Genomic DNA, 17651 nt, shown 5'->3' on the forward strand with positions numbered 1-17651 from the left:
ACGCCGAATGAGGCGTTGCGGTGGTTCCCGACTTGTCAGGTCAAGAGCCGGGCCTGCATGGCTGTTGCTTCTTGTAAGCCGTTGTGTAATCAGTGATCAGCTTTTTCATCGCTGTCTCGTTGGGCCGAGCCGGTTTGAGTACCTTGATGAAAGTGCTGATGTCTTCGACCTCGATGCCGGCGCCCCGGCACTTGATCATCGACGCGGCAGCGCGATCCGCGTACGCGATGGCACCGTTGACCGCCGTCTTCTGATGTGAGACACGCGCCCGACTGACCAGGATGTGCTGGGCCGAGTCACCCGTGTCGATCCGTTCGCGGCTGATCACCAGCACCATCGTGCCGTCGACGGTGAGGTTGCACAGGTCGTTTCCTTGATCGATGTCTCCGTCCTGCTGCACGTCGAGGTTCTTGCCGGAGGCAGGCAGCAGTCGGGAGAGCGCATCGGTCGGGACGGACACGCCGCACAGGCTCTTGGGAACCGCGAATTCCCTTTTAGCCTCGTCTGACGAACAACCGACTGCCACCGTCACCACAGCGACCGCGGAGACACCGCGCAGGACATACGATTGACGATTCAATGGGAGCTGCTCTCCGATTTCCATTGGGCGCCGTCCGTGTGACTTTGCCCGGCGGATGTCCGCGCGGCGCGCCTGAGGTCGTCGGCGGTGTCCGGATTGATTTGGTGATTGTTGATCAAAGCGCGGTCCACCGCATCTGCAGCAGAGTCGATGGCCGCATTACGACCCTGGGTGTAATCTGCTCCGGCCTCACGCTCTGCGTCGGTCGCTGAGTCCTTCTCGATGCTCTTCATGATGGACTCCTGAATGTCCTCCGAAGCCCATTCGAGCGGAGCACCAGCGATCGGCACCCGCTCGCCGACCTTCTCAATGCCCATGCCGAGGATGCGATTGACCCACTTCTGCTTGTCGGCCGCAGCCTCGTTGAACTCCTTGTCCGAGGCGGCGTGATACTCGTAGATGGCGTGCGCCCTGGCGTCACTCATGGCTCCGGCGATCGCTGAGCCCGGGGCGACTGCGGCGCTCACCCGTCCGTCCAACGACGCAGTCGATTGACTGTCGCCGTTGATGACGTTGTCCACGACCTGGCTCGTGTAGGCCTGCTGCGCGCTTGTGATCGTCGCATAGGCGTGGGGGTCCTGACCGACAGCGCCCAGGAAGCGCGCCGCGTGATCGCTGTCGAGGTTGGCTGCCTCGCCGAACGTGGGGAAGCTGTCGCTGTTCGGGTCCTCCAGGTACATGGCCCTCTGGAAGTCACCCATGTACTCCGCGGTGATGTCCCCGAGGCTTCCCCGAAGGGCATACAGAGGACCTGTCTCCTCGCTTTCCAGGTCGCCGTTCTCGTTGTGCCGCAGCAGTTCCGGGTGCTCGCCGAACTTCTCGACGATCTGGTTCACCAGCTGCGCCCGCGCCTCCGTGTGCTTGATGGCGTCGGCGGCGGCGTCGCTGTCGTACGGCCGGCCCGTTGTCGCCGCCTCCAGGGCGTGGCCGAGGGCCTCGGGGCCGAAGCCCAGGGCGCGCTTGGTCTTGTCCTCGTCCGCGAGGACGTTCGTGTCGTTCGTGTCGATCGTCCACTCGAAGTCCTTGTCGGTGAACAGATCGAGGTACGAGTCGAAGCCGAGGTGACCGCCCTTCTTCACCGTGCCGTCCTCGTTGTAGGCGGTCGGCGTCTGGGTGAAGAACTTCTCGGAGGCCTCGGGACTGTGTCCCAGCGCTTCCAGGACGCTGTTGAGCGGGTCGTTGCCGGTGCCCAGCTTCCCCGACGGGTTGAAGCCGTAGATGTCCGGGCTGCCCGCGGGTTTGTTCATCAGGAAGCGGTACGGGTCCTCCTTGTGGAGCTGGGTGATGTGCTCCGCGATGGGTGTGAGGAACCGCGCGTCGTAGTTGCCGTAACGGAGCAGGCCGCCGAGCACCTGGTAGCCGTACGGCTTGTTCATCTGGCCGGGCTGCCAGCCGATCTGCTGGGTGCCCAGACGCCGGAACTCCGAGTTCCACGATGACGGCAGATGCTGCTTGTGATCGGGGTCGGTGGCGTTGGCCAGCGTGTAGCCCATCACCTTCTGCAGGTCCCGCACCTCGTTCAGGCGCGTCTTCGTCGCGTCCGCGTCGGTGCCGTCGATGGACATCTCCGCGTAGAACTGCAGAGCCTTCTCCGGACCGCCGAGCCCCTGGTAGAACTCGGTGGCGAACTCGCCGTCCTTCTCTCGGCAGTTGAAGCGCAGCAGGCGATTGAGTTCCGTCAGCTCCGCGTCGGACATCTTGTCGCCCTTGCGGGCGAGTTCCAGGGCGCGCTCGACCTCGGCGTCGTTCAGGGACTCGTACTTGCTGTGGCCGGCGTTGTGCGCGTCGTCGCCGTGGCTCTTGGCCAGCGCACGGGCCACGGAGGCGTCGATCTCGTCGGCGTGCGACAGGATGTCGTTGATCCGGTTCTCCAGGTTTTGTCTGGAGTCGAGCTGCTCCTGCGTTCGTTCGTCCGTGTCGCCACGCACATGGGGGAAGAAGCAGCGGACCTTCCCGCCGCCGATGTCCTCCACACGGGCTCCGAGCTGGTCGGCGTCATGGTGCACGGCGGTGTGGAGCTGTTTCTGCAGCGAGACCAGCTCCCTGTGCCCGTCGTCCAGCACCTGGTAGATGCTGTTCGCCTCGGTGTGAAGGTCCGAGACCTCCTTGGTGGTCTTGGTGATGAACTCCCGCGTGACCGTCGCGTTGACCCCGGCCCAGCGGGCCTTGTCCGACTTGGCCTGCATCCCCGTGCGGGCGTCCTCCGCCAGCGTCTTCAGACTGTCGACGGTCTTCTTCCAGTCCGTGACCGCGGTTTCGAGCTTGCCGAGGTCGACGTCCATGAGGTCCGTGAAGTTCACAGCCATCGGTGCTTCCCCTACTTGAAGTACTCGTTGAGCTTCGACACGGACACGGTGGAGCCGTCGCTGTTGCGCAGGGCGGCGGCGATCTGGACATCGTCCGACGAGTGGCGCTTCTTGCTGTAGTCCAGGTGGTTGGAGATGTGTGCGCAGGCCTGCAGCACGGACTTGACCTGAGACGTCCACATCTCGGCGGTCTTGTCCAGGGCGGCGCCCGTGGCGAAGGTGTGCGACTTCAGCGCGGCGGCCGCCTGCGACGTGGAGCCGGTTCCGCCCTTGCCGGTCACCGGGACGTTGGCTTGCTTGTCGAGCTTGTCGAACAGGATGAACGCCTCGTGCCCGACAGCACCCAGGTCGTCCTCGTGGACCACCAGATCACCCGATCCGGTACCTCCGCCGCCGGGTTCGACCGGCACGTGGTTGATGCGCATGTGGGTCGACTGCCGCTCGGCCGCCTGCGACTTGAGCTGCTCCCACTCGTCCCATGCCATGGTGGTCCCCTTCCCCCGTGTACTCAGCCTTCGCTGTCCGTGCGGGCGGATGCTGCCGTTCCGATGCTGTGGTGTTCGGTCAAATTAGCAACCCGCCTCGAGGAGTATCCGCGTCACGTCCGTTGTGCACCCAATGTCGACCGTGAAGGTTCGGGGAATCCTCGCGGTCTCGGGAGACTGACCGGCAGGAGTCCACCGGGGACCGGCCTCGCATGTGGAAATTTGGTGGAGGTCACATCGCCCCGTCCGCTGTTGACGACAAACCGGGCAAAGCGTCGCGCCTGGGTCAGTCTTGCAACTGGGTTGAGACATACCCTGGTTGGTCCCCATGTGCATGCTGACTAGAGTGGGAAACACGTTGTGACGCGTGGCCAGGTTTGCGATCGTACGGAGGTTGGCCGGCCACGTCGGCCGATGTGGTGAACGGGGAAACGGGGAGGAGCGTCGTGCTTCCGGCAGACATGGTGGGGGGTGTGTCGCCCACCCGGCAGGCGAACCTGGAGGCCAGCGGCGAAGCGCTGAGCAAGTTCGTGAACCGGGTCGACGCCGTCCTCCGCAACCTCGAGGAGTCGGCGGGCAACCCGACGAAGGTGGGCGCCCAGACGATCAAGCTGTCGTCTCTGAGCGCGGGGAGCGAGAGCGTCTTCCCTGAGGCGCACAACCTGTACCGGCAGTACCAAGGCGTGCACACCGAACTCACCTCCCTGTCGAAGGTACTGCATCTGCAGATCGAGGCGATCGGGATCGCCGTGCGGGGTGCTCAACACGGCTTCGACAATCTCGAAGAGGACCAGCGTCGGCGCTTCTGGCAGATCCAGGTGCAGATCAGGGAGATCCAGGCGAAGCAGGGGCCGAACGACGCGAAGGGCGGTGCGACGCTCTCATGACCGACGACCACAAGGCCGACCTGGACCGGGTCTCCACGCAGAACAACTACACGGACTTCACCCGAACCGCCGAGGACCTTCCGCAAGGCACAGGGTTTCTCTCGAGGTTGGTGAACGGCACTTTGCGGGCAGTCGCCCAGCAGAGCCCGTACGCGGACACCGTGTCGCACAGCACCGACTTCGGCGGCACCGACCTCGGCCTCAACCAGTTGCTCGACCTGATCGAGCAAACGGACCCGGAGGACCTGGAGTCCTCCGGCAAGGCGCTGTGGGACGCGCGCGACGCCATCAAGTCGGCCGCCGAGGAGTTGTCGGGGCACGTCGACCACGTCCACTGGGTTGGAGAGTCCGGCGACGCCTTCCGCAAGTGGGGCGGCACGCTGGTGGGCCAAGCACATCAGCTCAGTGACTTCGCCGGAGGGGCTGGCGACCAGCTCACCGCGGCCGCCGTGGGTCTGGCGTCCGTGCGAGTCGCCATGCCGGCTCGCGACACGCAGGCGAACCGGAAGCGACCCACTGAGTTCACCGAGACCGAGAAGGCCGCGGACAAGGACGGTTACGCCGTCGCCGTACGGGTCGAGAAGGACCGCCAGGAAGCCATCAACCAGATGAACCGGCTGGCGTCCTACTACGCCGTCTCGAACGAGCAGTTGACTGCCGTGCGCAAGAACGCCCCGACGTTCGACAGCATGCCGGACGTGGGAGTGCCCAAGCCCAGCGGCTACTCCTACCACGATGGCGGAGGGTCCGTATCCAGCCCGAGGACGGAAGAGACCGGCTCGGCAGTCGCACCTCGTCACCACACTGAGGGTGGGCCAACACTCCCTGCCGTCGGCCACAGTGTCGTCGACCCCACGGTGCCGGCACGGCACGTCACTGAGCGCACCGCACCACCTGATGTCCCTGTCGGTACGCCGATCGGTACCAATATCGACAGCGTCGGCACCCTGCCTCCCCCCGTGACGACGCCTCCTGCCCCTCCCACCCCGCCGGCCGCCGGCATGCCCGTCTCCGACGGTTCCCCCACCAATATGTTCGGCGGCGGCCTCGGGGCCCCGCTGCCCAACGGCATCCCGGGCAGGGGCCCCGGTGGAGCGGGTGGGCTCCGGACCCCTGTGTCCGCGCAGGGCCGAACCGGCGTATCCGGCCCGGGTGCTCAGAATTCAGGACGCCCTCTGGCGCGGGGACCCGTGAATCAGATGGGTCGCGCAACGTCCGCCGGTCAGTCGATCGGCAGGGCGACACCGACCGGAGTGAAACCCTCGACTCCTTCCGGACGAGCCGTCACCGGCGGTACCCCGCGCGCCGGCGGCACCGCAGCGCCGCGCGCCGCCGGCGGCCCGACCACCGGTGCGGGGCGGGCGAACGGTGTCGTAGGCGGGCGTCCCACGGCCTCACCCGGCGCCTCGGCGAAGGGCGGCGGATCAAGGCTTCCTCGCGGCACGGTCATCGGAGCTGAGGAAGCGACGGAATCCCGGTCGGCATCCGGCCGCACCACTGCGCGTGGTGTCTTCGGAGCGCCTGAGTCCGCTCAGCGGCCGGGTGCGGGGGCGGGCGCGTCGGCGTCTCGAGCCCGTGCCGGAGGGGCCGGAGCCGAGGACATCAGCGGAAGGCCGGCGGCGCGTAATTCCACTGCCGGGGCCGAGCGCAACGGCATGACGCGCGGTGGCGCCGGTCTCGTACGCGGCGCCGGCAGCCACAGACAAGGTGACGACGGGCGGAAGGCGGAGCGAGCATCACGCCCTGACCACGTAGACGAAGCAGACAACGAGCGACACCTGCCCACCCAGCCGCGGCGCGACGTGCCGCCGGTCAGCAACTGAGCGCGGACAAGGACGTACAGCAGCATGAAGTCAGGGACCAGCCGACGAACCGAGCGAGCAAGGCTCCGCGGGGGGCGCCGCGGCAGCCGCGTGCGTGCGGTGGGTGCGATCGTCGGCACCCTGGCCGCTCTGAGCGTCGGACTCGCCCCGAGCGCGACCGCCGATGAGCAGTCGAAGCAGTGGTACCTGAAGCCCATGCAGGCCGAGCAGATGTGGAAGGTCAGCACGGGCAAAGGCGTGAAGGTGGCTGTCATCGACACCGGCGTGAATCCGGATACGCCTTCATTGAAGGGACAGGTCCTGGCGGATGAAGTCCCCAAGTCGGTCGCCTACCATGCCACGCAGGACTTCGACGGGCACGGGACGACCATGGCCGAGTTGATCGCCGGCACGGGGGCCGGTGGCGGCATCAAGGGGCTGGCTCCTGGCGCGAAGATCGTTCCCTACCGTATCGATCTCCATGGCCTGAAAGGCGAGGAGGCGAAGAAGAGCCCTGAGCCCTGGCAGGCGATCAGGGCGGCCGCCGACACCGATGCGGAGATCATCAGCATGTCGTTCGGAGGAGTGCCCGACCCGACGATGGAGGAGGCAGTCAATTACGCGGCCTCCAAGGGAAAGTTGATGGTCGCGGCGGTCGGCAACGACGGGCGTGGCAAGGGAGAGATCGGCTACCCCGCCGGCTTTGGCTACGTCATCGGCGTCTCCTCGATGGACGCATCCGGCACCGTGTCGAAGTTCTCGTCACACGGCAGTTGGGTGGATCTGACAGCACCGGGTGAAGGATTCCCCGGCTGGTGCGACGGCACCTTCCGCTCCTATTGCGACAACCAGAACGGTACGAGCGCCGCCGCCGCAATCGCCTCCGCCTCCGCGGCACTGATCTGGTCCGCCCACCCCGACTGGACGGTGAACCAGGTCACCCGGGCCCTGATCGACACGGCCGGACGCAGCTGGGCGAAGAACAACCCGAGTTCGTACCTCGGCTACGGAGCCGTGCGGCCGAAGAACGTTCTTATGAACCCTCACTATGACCCGGGCCCTCCGGACGTCGACCCACTCGCTAAGGAGAACGGCGGCGACCTGCTGGCCAAGTCCGGACACACCCCCGCGCCCTCGGCTTCCGCGTCCGCCTCCGCCTCAGCCTCGTCACAGGCCCCGGAAAAAGGTACGACCGGCGGCACATCTGCGGCAGGATCAAATGTGCGATCGTCGAACGACAGCAGCACGCTCTGGATCGCACTGGGCGCGGCCGCGGCGGTCGTGGTGATCGGTGGCGGTGGCTTCGCCGTCATGCGTGCACGGCGCGCCGGGTGAGCGTGCCGGGGACGGACGACAGACTTCGGCGGCCTGTCGGAACGGGCTCGGGAGAGAACGTGCCGACAGGCACCCCATGCGTGCTCTTCGCCAACCCGGGCGCTGAGCCGACACCGTTGGACCGGACAACAGTGGACCGGACAACAGACAGAGGAAGGGCGGGCTGGTCATGGCCGGCAAGCAGAAGCTCGAAGACGCCGCAGTAGTCAAGCTGCAGAACGACATGTACACGAAGTACGACGGCATCCGGAGCCGGGTGCACAGCCTGCAGCAGGTCATCGACGGCCTCGAGGGACAGTGGCAGGGCATCGGCCGTGCCGCGTTCGACAAGAAGCAGTACGAGATCAACGAGTCCCTGCAGAACATCGGCAAGATCCTGGGTGACGTCATCGAGGCGATGACCAAGACGCGTCACATCAAGGACAGCAAGGAAGACGACGTGCGTGCGTCGGTGAACCGGATCGACGTTCACGACGGCGCGCCGACGGTCTCTCCCTTCAGCTCGTACTGACACGGGCGGCTACACGGAATCGGCCGGGCAGCCGGCATCCATCAGGCAGACACGAGCGAGACGAGGTAGACAGAGATGGGCAACAACGCCGACGGGCTGAGCGTCACTTACAACGGGCTCGACGTCGCGGCCACGCAGATCGGTAACCAGGCCAAGACGCTCGAGCGGGACCTGCATGAGCTCCGACAGCTGGTCGTGCAGAGCCTGCAGTACTGGGAGGGCGAGGCCCAGGGCACCTTCCACGAGAAGCTGCAGAAGTGGGACAAGGAAGCCAACGACATCCACACCGCCCTGACCGGCATCGGTCACGTGGTCCACATGGCCGGCGGTGACTACATGGAGGGCGACAAGCAGGCCGCCAGCTACTTCCGGTAGGCCGAACAGCCGAGAACCACAACGGGGTGGGCGCGCGCGGGAGGCGCCCACCCCGTTAGTGTGTCCGGGCCGCTCAGTCCGCGTCGCGCACCAACCCCACCTGAACCAACGGCCTCCCCTGCCGCCGGGACACGAACACCCCGCGCCCCGCGGGCATCGGCCGGGGTCGGACCCCGCCCAGGAGGTCGCCCTCGTTCGGGTCGCCCGAGAGGACCACGCCCTGGGCACCGAGTTCCTTGATGCGCTGCATGAAGTTCTCGTAGCCGGCGCGGCTCGCGCCCGCTGTGGAGCGGGCGATGATGAAGCGGACGCCGACGTCACGGGCGAAGGGGAGCATCTCCGTGAGGACAGCGAGGGGGTTGCCGCTGGAGGTGGAGACCAGGTCGTAGTCGTCGATGATCACGTACACCGTGGGGCCGCGCCACCAGCTGCGGTCGCGCAGCTGCTCGGCGGTGACGTCCGAGGTCGGTGTGCGGCGCTGCATCAGGTCGGCCAGGGCGTCCATGTGGTGCTGCATCTGGCTCGACATGGGGATGTACTCCGCCAGGTGCGAGGACGGGGTCACCCCGAGCAGCGAGCGGCGGTTGTCGACCACGAACAACTTGCAGCTGTCGCCGTCGTAGCGCTCGGTGAGGCGCTGGATGAGCAGCCTCAGCAGGTTCGACTTGCCGGACTCGCTCTCGCCGAAGACGAGGAAGAACGGGTCTTGGTCGAAGTCCACGAAGACCGGTTCCAGGTTGTCCTCGTCCAGGGCGAAGGAGACACCGCGGTTCGGGAAGCGGTCGCCCGACGGGAGCTGGGTGGCCGGGAACTCGCGGGGGAGCAGGCGGACCTCGGGGGCTCCGGGCTGCTGCCAGTGGCGCGTCACCTCGGCCGCGAGGGCCGTGGTCGCGTCCGCGAGGTCCGTGTCGGAGGACAGGCCGTCGATCCGCGGGACCGCCGCCATGAAGTGCTGCTTCTGCGGCGTCTGACCGCGTCCGGGCACGCCCGTGGGCACGTTCGCCGCGACCTTGCGGTCGAACTCGGAGTCCATCGGGTCGCCGAGCCGCAGCTCCAGACGGTTCATCAGGTGGTCCTTGAGGTTGGAGCGGACCTCCATCGACCGTGAGGCGGTCAGGACCAGGTGGATGCCGTAACCGAGGCCGCGGGCCGCGATGTCCAGCACCAGCGGCTCCAGCGCCTCGTAGTCGGAGCGGAAGTTGCCCCAGCCGTCGATGACCAGGAAGACGTCGCCCCACGGCTGGTCGGTGACCGAGATGTCGCCGCGCGCGCGGCGGGTGCGGAACTCCGCGATGGAGGAGATGCCCGAGGCGCGGAAGTACTCCTCCCGCCGGGTCATCACGCCGTACACCTCGGCCGCCGTGCGCCGCACCTTCTCCGGGTCCAGGCGCGAGGCCACGCCGCCCACGTGCGGCAGACCGGCCAGGGCGGCCATGCCGCCGCCACCGAAGTCGAGGCCGTAGAACTGCACCTCGTGCGGGGTGTGGGTGAGCGTGAAGGCGGCGACGAGGGAGCGCACCAGCGTCGACTTGCCGGACTGCGGACCGCCGAGGATCTGCATGTGCCCGGCCGCGCCGCCGAAGTCGATCCACAGCGGGTCGCGCCGCTGCTCGTACGGCTTGTCGACGATGCCGACGGGGACGACGAGCCGGCCCGCGCCCTCGTAGCCGGGCTGGGTCAGGCCGCGGCCGGGCACCGGGGCGAGCCCGGGCAGCAGCGAGTCCAGGGACGGCGGGCTGTCCAGCGGCGGCAGCCACACCTGGTGGGCCGCCGGTCCCTGGGCCTCCAGCCGGCGCACGATCACGTCGAGCACGGTGTCCGCGAGCGCGTCGTCCTTCTCGTCGCGCTGCGGCTCCTGCCGCTGTCGCGGCGCCGGCACGTACTGCACCGGCACCTCGGCGGCCGTGAACAGCACCGGCCTGCGGTCCACCGGGAGCGGCCCGCCGATCGCGGCCGCCGCCTGCTGGGAGCTCGTGCGGTACACCCCGGAGACGTACGCGGCCTTGAAGCGCACCATCTCGTCGGTGCCGAACTTCAGGAAGCCCGAACCGGGGATGTTCGGCAGCTCGTAGGCGTCCGGGACGCCGAGCGCGGCACGCGACTCCGCCGCGGAGAAGGTGCGCAGACCGATGCGGTACGACAGATAGGTCTCCAGGCCGCGCAGGCGGCCCTCCTCCAGGCGCTGCGAGGCCAGCAGCAGATGCACGCCCAGCGACCGGCCGATACGGCCGATCTGCACGAACATGTCGATGAAGTCCGGCTTGGCGGTCAGCAGTTCGCTGAACTCGTCGATGACCAGCACGAGGGACGGGATCGGCTGGAGCGGGGCGCCCGCGGCGCGCGCCTTCTCGTAGTCGTGGATGTTGGCGTAGTTGCCCGCGTCGCGGAGCATCTCCTGGCGGCGGTTGAGCTCACCGCGGATCGAGTCGCCCATGCGGTCCACGAGCGTGAGGTCGTCGGCGAGGTTGGTGATCACCGCCGCGACGTGCGGCAGCTGCGCCATCCCCGCGAACGTGGCACCGCCCTTGAAGTCGGCGAGGACGAAGTTGAGGGTCTCGGAGGAGTGGGTCACGGCGAGGCCCAGGACCAGGGTGCGCAGCAGCTCCGACTTTCCGGAACCGGTCGCGCCCACGCACAGGCCGTGCGGCCCCATGCCCTCCTGGGCCGCCTCCTTCAGGTCCAGCATGACCGGCCGGCCGTCCTCGCCGACACCGATCGGCACCCGCAGCCGCTCGGCCTGCGCGCGCGGCCGCCAGGTGCGCTGGGGGTCGACGGAGACCGCGTCGCCCAGGTTCAGCAGGTCGGTGAACTCCAGGTTGGCCAGCAGCGGTTCGTCGTCGTCCCCGCCCGAGGCGACCCGGAGCGGCGCCAGCTGCCGGGCCAGCGCCTCGGCGGCCTCGTACGACAGCACGTCCGGCGTGCCCTCGTAGACCATGCCGTGGGCGGACTCCAGGCTCAGCTCCTTGGGACGTACGACGACGGAGAGGTCGCCGCGTCCGGCGGTGAGTTCGCCGGGCACGACCTCGATCACCGTCACGCCCTGCAGGCCCTCGGGGGAGGCCAGCAGCGACGCGGGCGACAGGGACACACCGTCGAGGACGATCACCAGGTGCGGCTGCTCGGGGACGGGCGGCCCGGCCGGGTGGAACCGCGGCCGGCCCTGGAGCCGCGTGCCGAGCAGATCCTCCAGCTCCGCCGGGTCGGTGGTGATCAGCCGGCGGCTGCCCGCGCCGTCGGCGACGCCCGGGGCCTGGCTGTGCGGCAGCCACTTGGCCCACTCCCACTCCGGTGCGGTGTCCCGGTGGGCGGCCACGGCGACCAGCATGTCCTCGGGGGAGTGCAGCGAGGCGAGGGAGCCGATCAGCGCACGGGCCGAACCGCGCACGGTCGCGGGCTCGCCGCTGACCGTCACGTGGTAGAAGGCGCGCAGCGACACGGCCATGGGCAGGCTCTCGAGGGTGCTGTGCGTGGCCAGGAAGCGCTGCATCGCTCCGGCGGTCAGCGGCTCCAACTGGTCCACCGGGCCGGTCTCCGGCGCGATCAGAGGGGTGGCCAGGGACTGCGGGCCGAGGCCCACGCGCACCTGCCCGAAGTCCTCGTCGCCGGTGCGCCGCTCCCACACCCGGCTGCCCTCGGCGACCAGCGCCCACAGTTGCTCAGGCGAAGGATGCAGGTAGTACTGGGCGTCGAGCTGGGCCTGCGCGGTGTCCAGGGCCGCGCGCCGGGTCTGCCCCAGGTAGCGCAGGTAGTCGCGGCGGATGTCGGCCATCTGCCCCTGGTTGCCACGGCGGTAGCGCACCAGCATGGAGATGCCCATGGCGATCGTGGAGGCCACCATCACCATGCCCATGATCTTCATGAAGGGCTGGGCCTGCGGGTTGAAGAAGAACACCACCGAGCCGCCCATGCCGAGCATGGGCAGGAGCTGCATCAGTGCGCCTTCCTGCTGCCCGCGCGGCAGCTCCGGCGGGGGCTGCAGCACGATCTCGTCCGTGGGCACGTCCTTCGGCAGTGCCCGCGGCGGGCGCTTGACGACGATATGGCTCACTACGCACCAATTCCCTAGCCCGACCGAGGTGTTCTGTCCGCCGCCCCGTGTCAGGCGGACGCCGATCGCGCACCGCGATCCTACTGACAACCACTGACACCGGCGGGCGGTAGGGTGCCGGAGAGACGCGTGAGGAGTTGTGTGAGCAGTTGCGAATCCGCCTGGTGAAACTGGGCAATTCGCGACGTTCGATGCGCGTGCCTCTCGTACCTTCCGGTCCTGACGGCGCAGTCGGCCGGCAGCGGGGGAGACACCGCACGAACTCCCACCGGAACATGCACATGATCTTCACGGCCGGGTGTGCGCGGCGACGTGCCGACCGGCCTCACCATCGACGAGGGGGAACAGCAGGTGAGCATGACGGCCTCCGCGCCGGCCGGCGCCAACGCCGGACCGGGCACCGGAGCCCCTTCCGGGGCGGGCACAGGCTTCGGTTTCTGCCGGGTCACGATCGTGGCGCCCGACAGCCGCATCGACGTCGCACTGCCCGACGACGTACCGGTCGCCGACCTGTACCCGGAGATCCTGCGGCTCGCCCGGCAGAGCCCCGGCGAGGGCGCGCCCGTCGGATACCACCTCGTCCGCCGTGACGGCACGGTCCTCGACAGCTCCCGCTCCTTCGCCGCGCAGCGCATCCTCGACGGCGAGCTGCTCACGCTGCGCCCGTTCGCCGAGTCGCTGCCGCCCGCCGTCTTCGACGACGTATCCGAGGCCGTCGCCTCCGCCGTCACCAGCGATCGCGCCCTGTGGGACGGCGACCTGACCCGGGTGGCCGGCCTCGTCGCCGGCGGCATCCTGCCCGCGCTGCTCGCGTTCGTGGTCTGGAGCTCGCAGCTCCGCCACGACATGCACAGCCTCCAGGGCGTCCTCGCCGCCGTCACCGGAGTGCTCCTGACCGTCTTCGCCTGCGTCCGCGCACGGGTCTACGACGACCGGGGCTCCGCCGTCGCCCTCGGCCTGGGCGCCCTGCCGAACATCGCCGTGGGCGGCTCCGGGCTGCTGCCCCTCGCCGCCGGGGAGGGCATCGGACGGCTCCAGTTCCTGCTCGCCTGCGCGGCCGTCCTGATCGCCTCCGTCGTGCTCACCCTGGTCTCGCCGGGCGGTGACGGTCCCTTCGTGGCGTTCGTCTTCGCCTCGGCGGTCGGTCTGGTCACCACGTTCATCGGGATGCTCACCGACCTCAGGCCCATCGAGACGGCCGCCGTCTGCGCCCCGCTCTCCGTGGGCGCGCTCGCCTTCCTGCCCGGACTGTCCATGCGCTTCGCGCGGCTGCCCATCGGCTTCGAGGCGCCGAGCGCCTCGGGCGGCGGCTACGCGGAGGGCGAGCCGAACGCGCCCGAGCCCGTCGACGCCGAGCGGGTCGCGGCGCAGGCCCACCGCGGCCACGAACTGCTCGTCGGCCTCGTCGGCGGCTGCGCGCTCGTCTCCGTCGGCGCCTCGATCGTCCTCGGCTTCTCCAGCGACGTCTGGGCGGAGCTCCTGGCGCTGGCCACCGGAGTGGCGATGCTCATGCGCGCCGGCCTGTTCCGCTACACCGCGCAGGTCGCCGCCACCCTGTCCGCGGGCCTGGCCGCGCTCGTCTTCCTCGGCATCGGCCTCGCGCTCAACCCGCCCCTGGAGTACGTGCGCGACGCGCTGCACGGCGACACCACCGCGCTGGACATCCGCAGCCTCTGGCTCGCGGCGGCCGTCGCCGCGGCGGCCGCCCTGGTCACCGCGATCGGCCTGATCGCCCCCAGGCGCGGCGTCACCCCCTTCTGGGGCCGCTTCCTGGAGATCGCGGAGAGCTTCGTCCTGCTCACCCTGGTCCCGCTGACCCTGGCGGTCTTCGACGTCTACGCGACCGTACGCGCGATGACGAGCTGAGACGACAGCACGCCTCGCGCTGAGCTGACGGGCAGACAACAACGAGAAATGCCGTCCGGTCGAGCCGAGCCCGCAGGTCCGGTCCGAGCACCCGGCTCAGGCACGAGCCGTAGGGCCGGGTGAGTGCGTACGTATCGAGCGATGGGCCGACGCACGCGCCACACGCAAGCGGTGGAGCCGACGGACCCGGCACCCCCGGACGACCGCCGGAACCACGACGCCGGGTGACCGGTTGGTGTGGCGGGCCGGGTTACGGGCTGACAGGGCGGCCGAGGCGAGCGGCCGGCGCGTCGGGCCGGCGCGACGAGCTGAGCCAACAGGCTGGGTCGCGACCGGAATGACGGGCGGAGTGCCCGACTGAGACGGACGACCGGGTGACCGGGTGACCGGCTGAGTCGACGGGCCGGGACGACCGGTCGGTGCGACGGGTCGGGCTGCCGACCGATACGGCGGCCGAGACGACCGGCCGACGTGTCGGGTCAGGTGACGGGCCGAGTCAACAGCAAGGTCCCCGGCGCCGACATGGCGGGCCAAGACGACCGGCGGTGGAACACCGGCTGGGATGTCCGGCCGTGGCACAGCCGCCGGGACGTCCGCCGTGGAACACCGGCCGGCGACCGGCCCTGGAGGTCCGGCCGGGACGTCCGGCAGTAGAAGGTCGGCCGGGACGGCCGGCAGAGGACGGGCCGCGTGACCGGCCCAAGACGACGGGCCGGGGTGACCGGTCCAAGACGACGGGCCGGGGTGACCGGTCCAAGACGACGGGCCGGGGTGACCGGTCCAAGACGACGGCCGAGGCAGCCATGGTGGCTGTCCGGTTCGGTGACGAGAGGTACCCGACACGTGAGCTTCGGCCCACCCCCTTCCCCCTACACGCAGTCCGCCGTCGCGGCCGACCAGGCACGCAGACGCCGCCGCAACAGAGCCGCCGGCGGGACGGCCGCCGTCCTCCTGGTCGCCGCGCTCTGCGTCGGTGGCGGGCTCCTGTGGTCCGCGGGGGACCACAGTGCGCCGGCCGACCACAAGGCGGCAGCCGCCCCCCAGAGTCCGGACGACGTCCGCAGCACGGTCGAGAAGGTCCCCGCCTCGCCGGAGGGCCAGGAGGTGATCGAGCACTACGCCGGACACCTGGAGAAGAACACCGACACCAACCCGCGCTACGCGCCCGGCACCTGGGCCACCGGCAAGATCCTCGCCAAGGCCGTCGCCAACCGCGTCGAGGGCTACCGGATCAAGCCCCACTACGACGAGACGGCCTGGACCCTCGATCTCGGTGGCTACGTCTGCGCCACCAGCCGGCACGTCACCGCCGACGGCCGCACCGCGGTCGTCGTCCAGCCGCCCAAGGGCGACGGCGCCGGCGACAAGGGCATCTGCGACCAGGTGGTGTTCCTCGACCTGAACACCGGCAAGAAGCTGTGGCAGAGGAAGATGCCGGCGGCCACCTTCGCCTACGTCACGAACACCAACCTCACCCTGACCAAGGGCGTCGTCGCGGTGGCCTGGGGGCGCGGCTCGGTGGCGTACGACATGAAGAGCGGCAAGCAGCTGTGGAACAGCACCATGACGTCCCAGTGCGAGGACAAGGGATTCGCCGGAGGACGCGCGCTGCTCGCCCTGGTCGGCTGCGGAGAGGCACCCGACACCACCTACAAGGTGCAGAAGCTGGACCCGCGGACCGGCAAGAACCTGTGGACGTACAAAGTCGCGGCCGGGGTCGGGGACGTCTACCTGCCCTCCTCCGACCCGCCCGTCCTGGCCGTCGCGGCCGGGGACAGCTCGGTCACGGACCTGATCACGCTGGACGGCCGGGGCCGGCACCTTGCCACCGTCTCCCTGAACGGATACGACGCCAAGTGCGGCAGCCGGTCCTACGGCGGGCCGTTCTTCGGTGTGGTGGAGAACTGCGACGGCATGGTCGTGGGCCCCACCCAGGCCTACGTCATGAGCAAGGAGAACATCGCCAACGACCAGCCCTCGGACTGGATCGTGGCGTTCGACCTGACGACCGGCAGGACGCGCGGCAAGTTCGAAGGCCGTGAGATGCAGATGGTCTACCCGATCCGGATGAGCGGCGACGAACTGCTGATCTACCGCGCGGGCGCCGGATCCGTCGCCCCGGCCGCCCTGGTCGGCTGGAACCCGCGGACGGACAAGGAGACCCCGATGCTGCTGTTCCAGCTCCCGGAGGACGACGAGTACGAGCTCAGCGATCCCGAGCAGTCGGACATCGTGGTGGAGCAGGGCCGGATCTTCTTCTCCCGGCGCCAGCTCGTCCGCGACGACAACGCCCCCAAGGACGAGGTGCTGATGGCCATCGGCTACCAGAGTGCCGGACTGAAGCACTGAAGCCACGGAAACGGTGTGAGGGGGGCGGCGCAGGCGCGTGCCGCCCCCCTCACACCGTCGTTCACTGCGGTACGCCGCTCACTCGGCCGCGGTGCCCCCGTCGTGCGGCGCCGGCTCCAGGTCGAACTCGCCGTCCCGCGCGCCCAGCACGAACGCCCGCCACTCCGCCTCCGTGTAGCGCAGCACCGTGTCGTGGTCGAGCGACGACCGCATGGCCACGGCGCCGCCGGGAAGAGAGGCGATCTCGACGCGCTCCTCGTGCTCCTCCGTGCCCGGCGCGCAGTGCCACTCCACGCCCGAGATGTCGAGGGCGTACAGTTCGTCGCGCTCGCGTTCCTTGCGTGCCTTGATCTCCGCTTCCGTCTCCGCCATCGCGCAGCGACCCCTTCCCGACGTGGTACGGACCCAGTACGGACTCGGGTACTGGATCGACGCTCACCCTAGTGGTCCGCGCGGTCCCGTCAGCAGCCTTCACGGACCGTGGTGAGGGCGCCCGTGACCGCCTGGTACCCTGAGTGACGGCCGTTTGTGTACGCACCCCCGGAGCCGTCGCAGGAAGCCCTGTGGGCCCTGGAGGCCGCGCCCAGCGGACCCCCGCCACCCGAGTCACGGAAGCTCCCCAGAGACGAAGACCTGGGGCACTCGGTGGCCATCACACACCATGAGGAGTACGCGTGTCGCTCGACGCCGCTACGAAGAAGCAGATCATCGGCGAGTTCGGTACCAAGGAGGGTGACACCGGCTCCCCCGAGGTCCAGGTCGCTCTGCTCTCGCGTCGGATCTCCGACCTGACCGAGCACCTCAAGACCCACAAGCACGACCACCACTCCCGCCGTGGCCTGCTGATCCTGGTCGGGCAGCGCCGCCGCCTGCTGCAGTACCTCGCCAAGAAGGACATCCAGCGCTTCCGTGCGCTGGTCGACCGCCTCGGCATCCGCCGTGGTGCGGCGGGCGCCAAGTAGGACGCCGTGGAGGGAGCGGTTCCCGGACGACAGGGGGCCGCTCCCTTCGCCGTATGCGCGTGAGGCCCGGCGGAACGTACGGAAACGTGCGGACTGTCAGTGCCGCTTTGTAGTGTGGTAGCACAACGGCATACGTATGACACAG

At 69.1% G+C, this 17651-nt stretch carries 13 protein-coding genes; 8 read left to right on the forward strand and 5 right to left on the reverse strand.

What is annotated here, in order from left to right:
• Nucleotides 1–40: 40 nt before the first annotated feature.
• The 3 genes from R2S09_RS13125 to R2S09_RS13135 are packed head-to-tail and all read right to left on the reverse strand — an operon-like array spanning nt 41 to nt 3371.
• Nucleotides 41–604, reverse strand: coding sequence for a hypothetical protein (locus R2S09_RS13125; protein ID WP_306191552.1), 564 nt, complete (start codon nt 602–604; stop codon nt 41–43).
• Nucleotides 577–2886 (reverse strand): DUF6571 family protein, encoded by a 2310-nt coding sequence (locus R2S09_RS13130; RefSeq protein ID WP_306191551.1) that lies wholly within the window; start codon nt 2884–2886, stop codon nt 577–579. Before R2S09_RS13130 ends, R2S09_RS13125 begins: the two co-directional genes overlap by 28 nt.
• A gap of 11 nt (nt 2887–2897) precedes the next feature.
• Nucleotides 2898–3371, reverse strand: coding sequence for a hypothetical protein (locus R2S09_RS13135; RefSeq protein ID WP_306191550.1), 474 nt, complete (start codon nt 3369–3371; stop codon nt 2898–2900).
• 446 nt (nt 3372–3817) lie between these two features.
• On the opposite strand from R2S09_RS13135, the gene R2S09_RS13140 reads away from it, so the two are divergent.
• The 5 genes from R2S09_RS13140 (at nt 3818) to R2S09_RS13160 (ending at nt 8281) form a co-directional block, all read left to right on the forward strand.
• On the forward strand, nt 3818–4258 hold the full coding sequence (locus tag R2S09_RS13140) for a hypothetical protein (RefSeq protein ID WP_306191549.1): 441 nt from the start codon (nt 3818–3820) through the stop codon (nt 4256–4258).
• Nucleotides 4255–6081: a hypothetical protein gene (locus R2S09_RS13145; protein WP_306191548.1), complete on the forward strand. Its 1827-nt coding sequence runs from the start codon at nt 4255–4257 to the stop codon at nt 6079–6081. Before R2S09_RS13140 ends, R2S09_RS13145 begins: the two co-directional genes overlap by 4 nt.
• 90 nt (nt 6082–6171) lie before the next feature.
• Complete coding sequence (locus R2S09_RS13150) at nt 6172–7395, forward strand: S8 family serine peptidase (RefSeq protein WP_372337801.1); 1224 nt, start codon at nt 6172–6174, stop codon at nt 7393–7395.
• Between the two features lie 169 nt (nt 7396–7564).
• Nucleotides 7565–7906, forward strand: coding sequence for a WXG100 family type VII secretion target (locus R2S09_RS13155; protein WP_030177481.1), 342 nt, complete (start codon nt 7565–7567; stop codon nt 7904–7906).
• Between the two features lie 75 nt (nt 7907–7981).
• Nucleotides 7982–8281 carry a WXG100 family type VII secretion target gene (locus R2S09_RS13160; RefSeq protein WP_306191547.1) on the forward strand — a complete coding sequence of 100 codons (300 nt, stop codon included), beginning with the start codon at nt 7982–7984 and terminating at the stop codon, nt 8279–8281.
• Between the two features lie 73 nt (nt 8282–8354).
• On the opposite strand, the gene eccCa is transcribed toward R2S09_RS13160, so the two are convergent.
• Nucleotides 8355–12329 (reverse strand): type VII secretion protein EccCa, encoded by a 3975-nt coding sequence (gene eccCa / locus R2S09_RS13165; RefSeq protein WP_316741081.1) that lies wholly within the window; start codon nt 12327–12329, stop codon nt 8355–8357.
• Nucleotides 12330–12686: 357 nt separating this feature from the next.
• On the opposite strand from eccCa, the gene eccD reads away from it, so the two are divergent.
• Both eccD and R2S09_RS13175 read left to right on the forward strand, forming a co-directional pair.
• Nucleotides 12687–14195: a type VII secretion integral membrane protein EccD gene (gene eccD, locus R2S09_RS13170; RefSeq protein WP_306191576.1), complete on the forward strand. Its 1509-nt coding sequence runs from the start codon at nt 12687–12689 to the stop codon at nt 14193–14195.
• An 843-nt stretch (nt 14196–15038) separates the two neighbouring features.
• Nucleotides 15039–16544 carry a PQQ-binding-like beta-propeller repeat protein gene (locus R2S09_RS13175; protein WP_316741083.1) on the forward strand — a complete coding sequence of 502 codons (1506 nt, stop codon included), beginning with the start codon at nt 15039–15041 and terminating at the stop codon, nt 16542–16544.
• Nucleotides 16545–16622: 78 nt separating this feature from the next.
• On the opposite strand, the gene R2S09_RS13180 is transcribed toward R2S09_RS13175, so the two are convergent.
• Nucleotides 16623–16916, reverse strand: a complete 294-nt coding sequence (locus R2S09_RS13180) for a DUF397 domain-containing protein (protein WP_306191544.1) — start codon at nt 16914–16916, stop codon at nt 16623–16625.
• Nucleotides 16917–17218: 302 nt separating this feature from the next.
• On the opposite strand from R2S09_RS13180, the gene rpsO reads away from it, so the two are divergent.
• Entirely contained in the window at nt 17219–17506 is a 288-nt protein-coding gene (rpsO, locus tag R2S09_RS13185) for a 30S ribosomal protein S15 (RefSeq protein ID WP_030177470.1), read from the forward strand.
• Nucleotides 17507–17651 lie beyond the last annotated feature (145 nt).

Origin of the sequence: Streptomyces sp. MK7, assembly GCF_032658145.1 — a bacterium.
GTDB classification, from domain to species: Bacteria; Actinomycetota; Actinomycetes; order Streptomycetales; family Streptomycetaceae; genus Streptomyces; species Streptomyces spiralis.

Coding starts and splice junctions, on each gene's coding strand:
- R2S09_RS13130 (WP_306191551.1), bottom strand. CDS start 2,886: ATGGCTGTGAACTTCACGGACCTCATGGACGTCGACCTCGGCAAGCTC.
- R2S09_RS13125 (WP_306191552.1), bottom strand. CDS start 604: ATGGAAATCGGAGAGCAGCTCCCATTGAATCGTCAATCGTATGTCCTG.
- R2S09_RS13180 (WP_306191544.1), bottom strand. CDS start 16,916: ATGGCGGAGACGGAAGCGGAGATCAAGGCACGCAAGGAACGCGAGCGC.
- R2S09_RS13145 (WP_306191548.1), top strand. CDS start 4,255: ATGACCGACGACCACAAGGCCGACCTGGACCGGGTCTCCACGCAGAAC.
- R2S09_RS13160 (WP_306191547.1), top strand. CDS start 7,982: ATGGGCAACAACGCCGACGGGCTGAGCGTCACTTACAACGGGCTCGAC.
- R2S09_RS13135 (WP_306191550.1), bottom strand. CDS start 3,371: ATGGCATGGGACGAGTGGGAGCAGCTCAAGTCGCAGGCGGCCGAGCGG.
- R2S09_RS13155 (WP_030177481.1), top strand. CDS start 7,565: ATGGCCGGCAAGCAGAAGCTCGAAGACGCCGCAGTAGTCAAGCTGCAG.
- eccD (WP_306191576.1), top strand. CDS start 12,687: ATGACGGCCTCCGCGCCGGCCGGCGCCAACGCCGGACCGGGCACCGGA.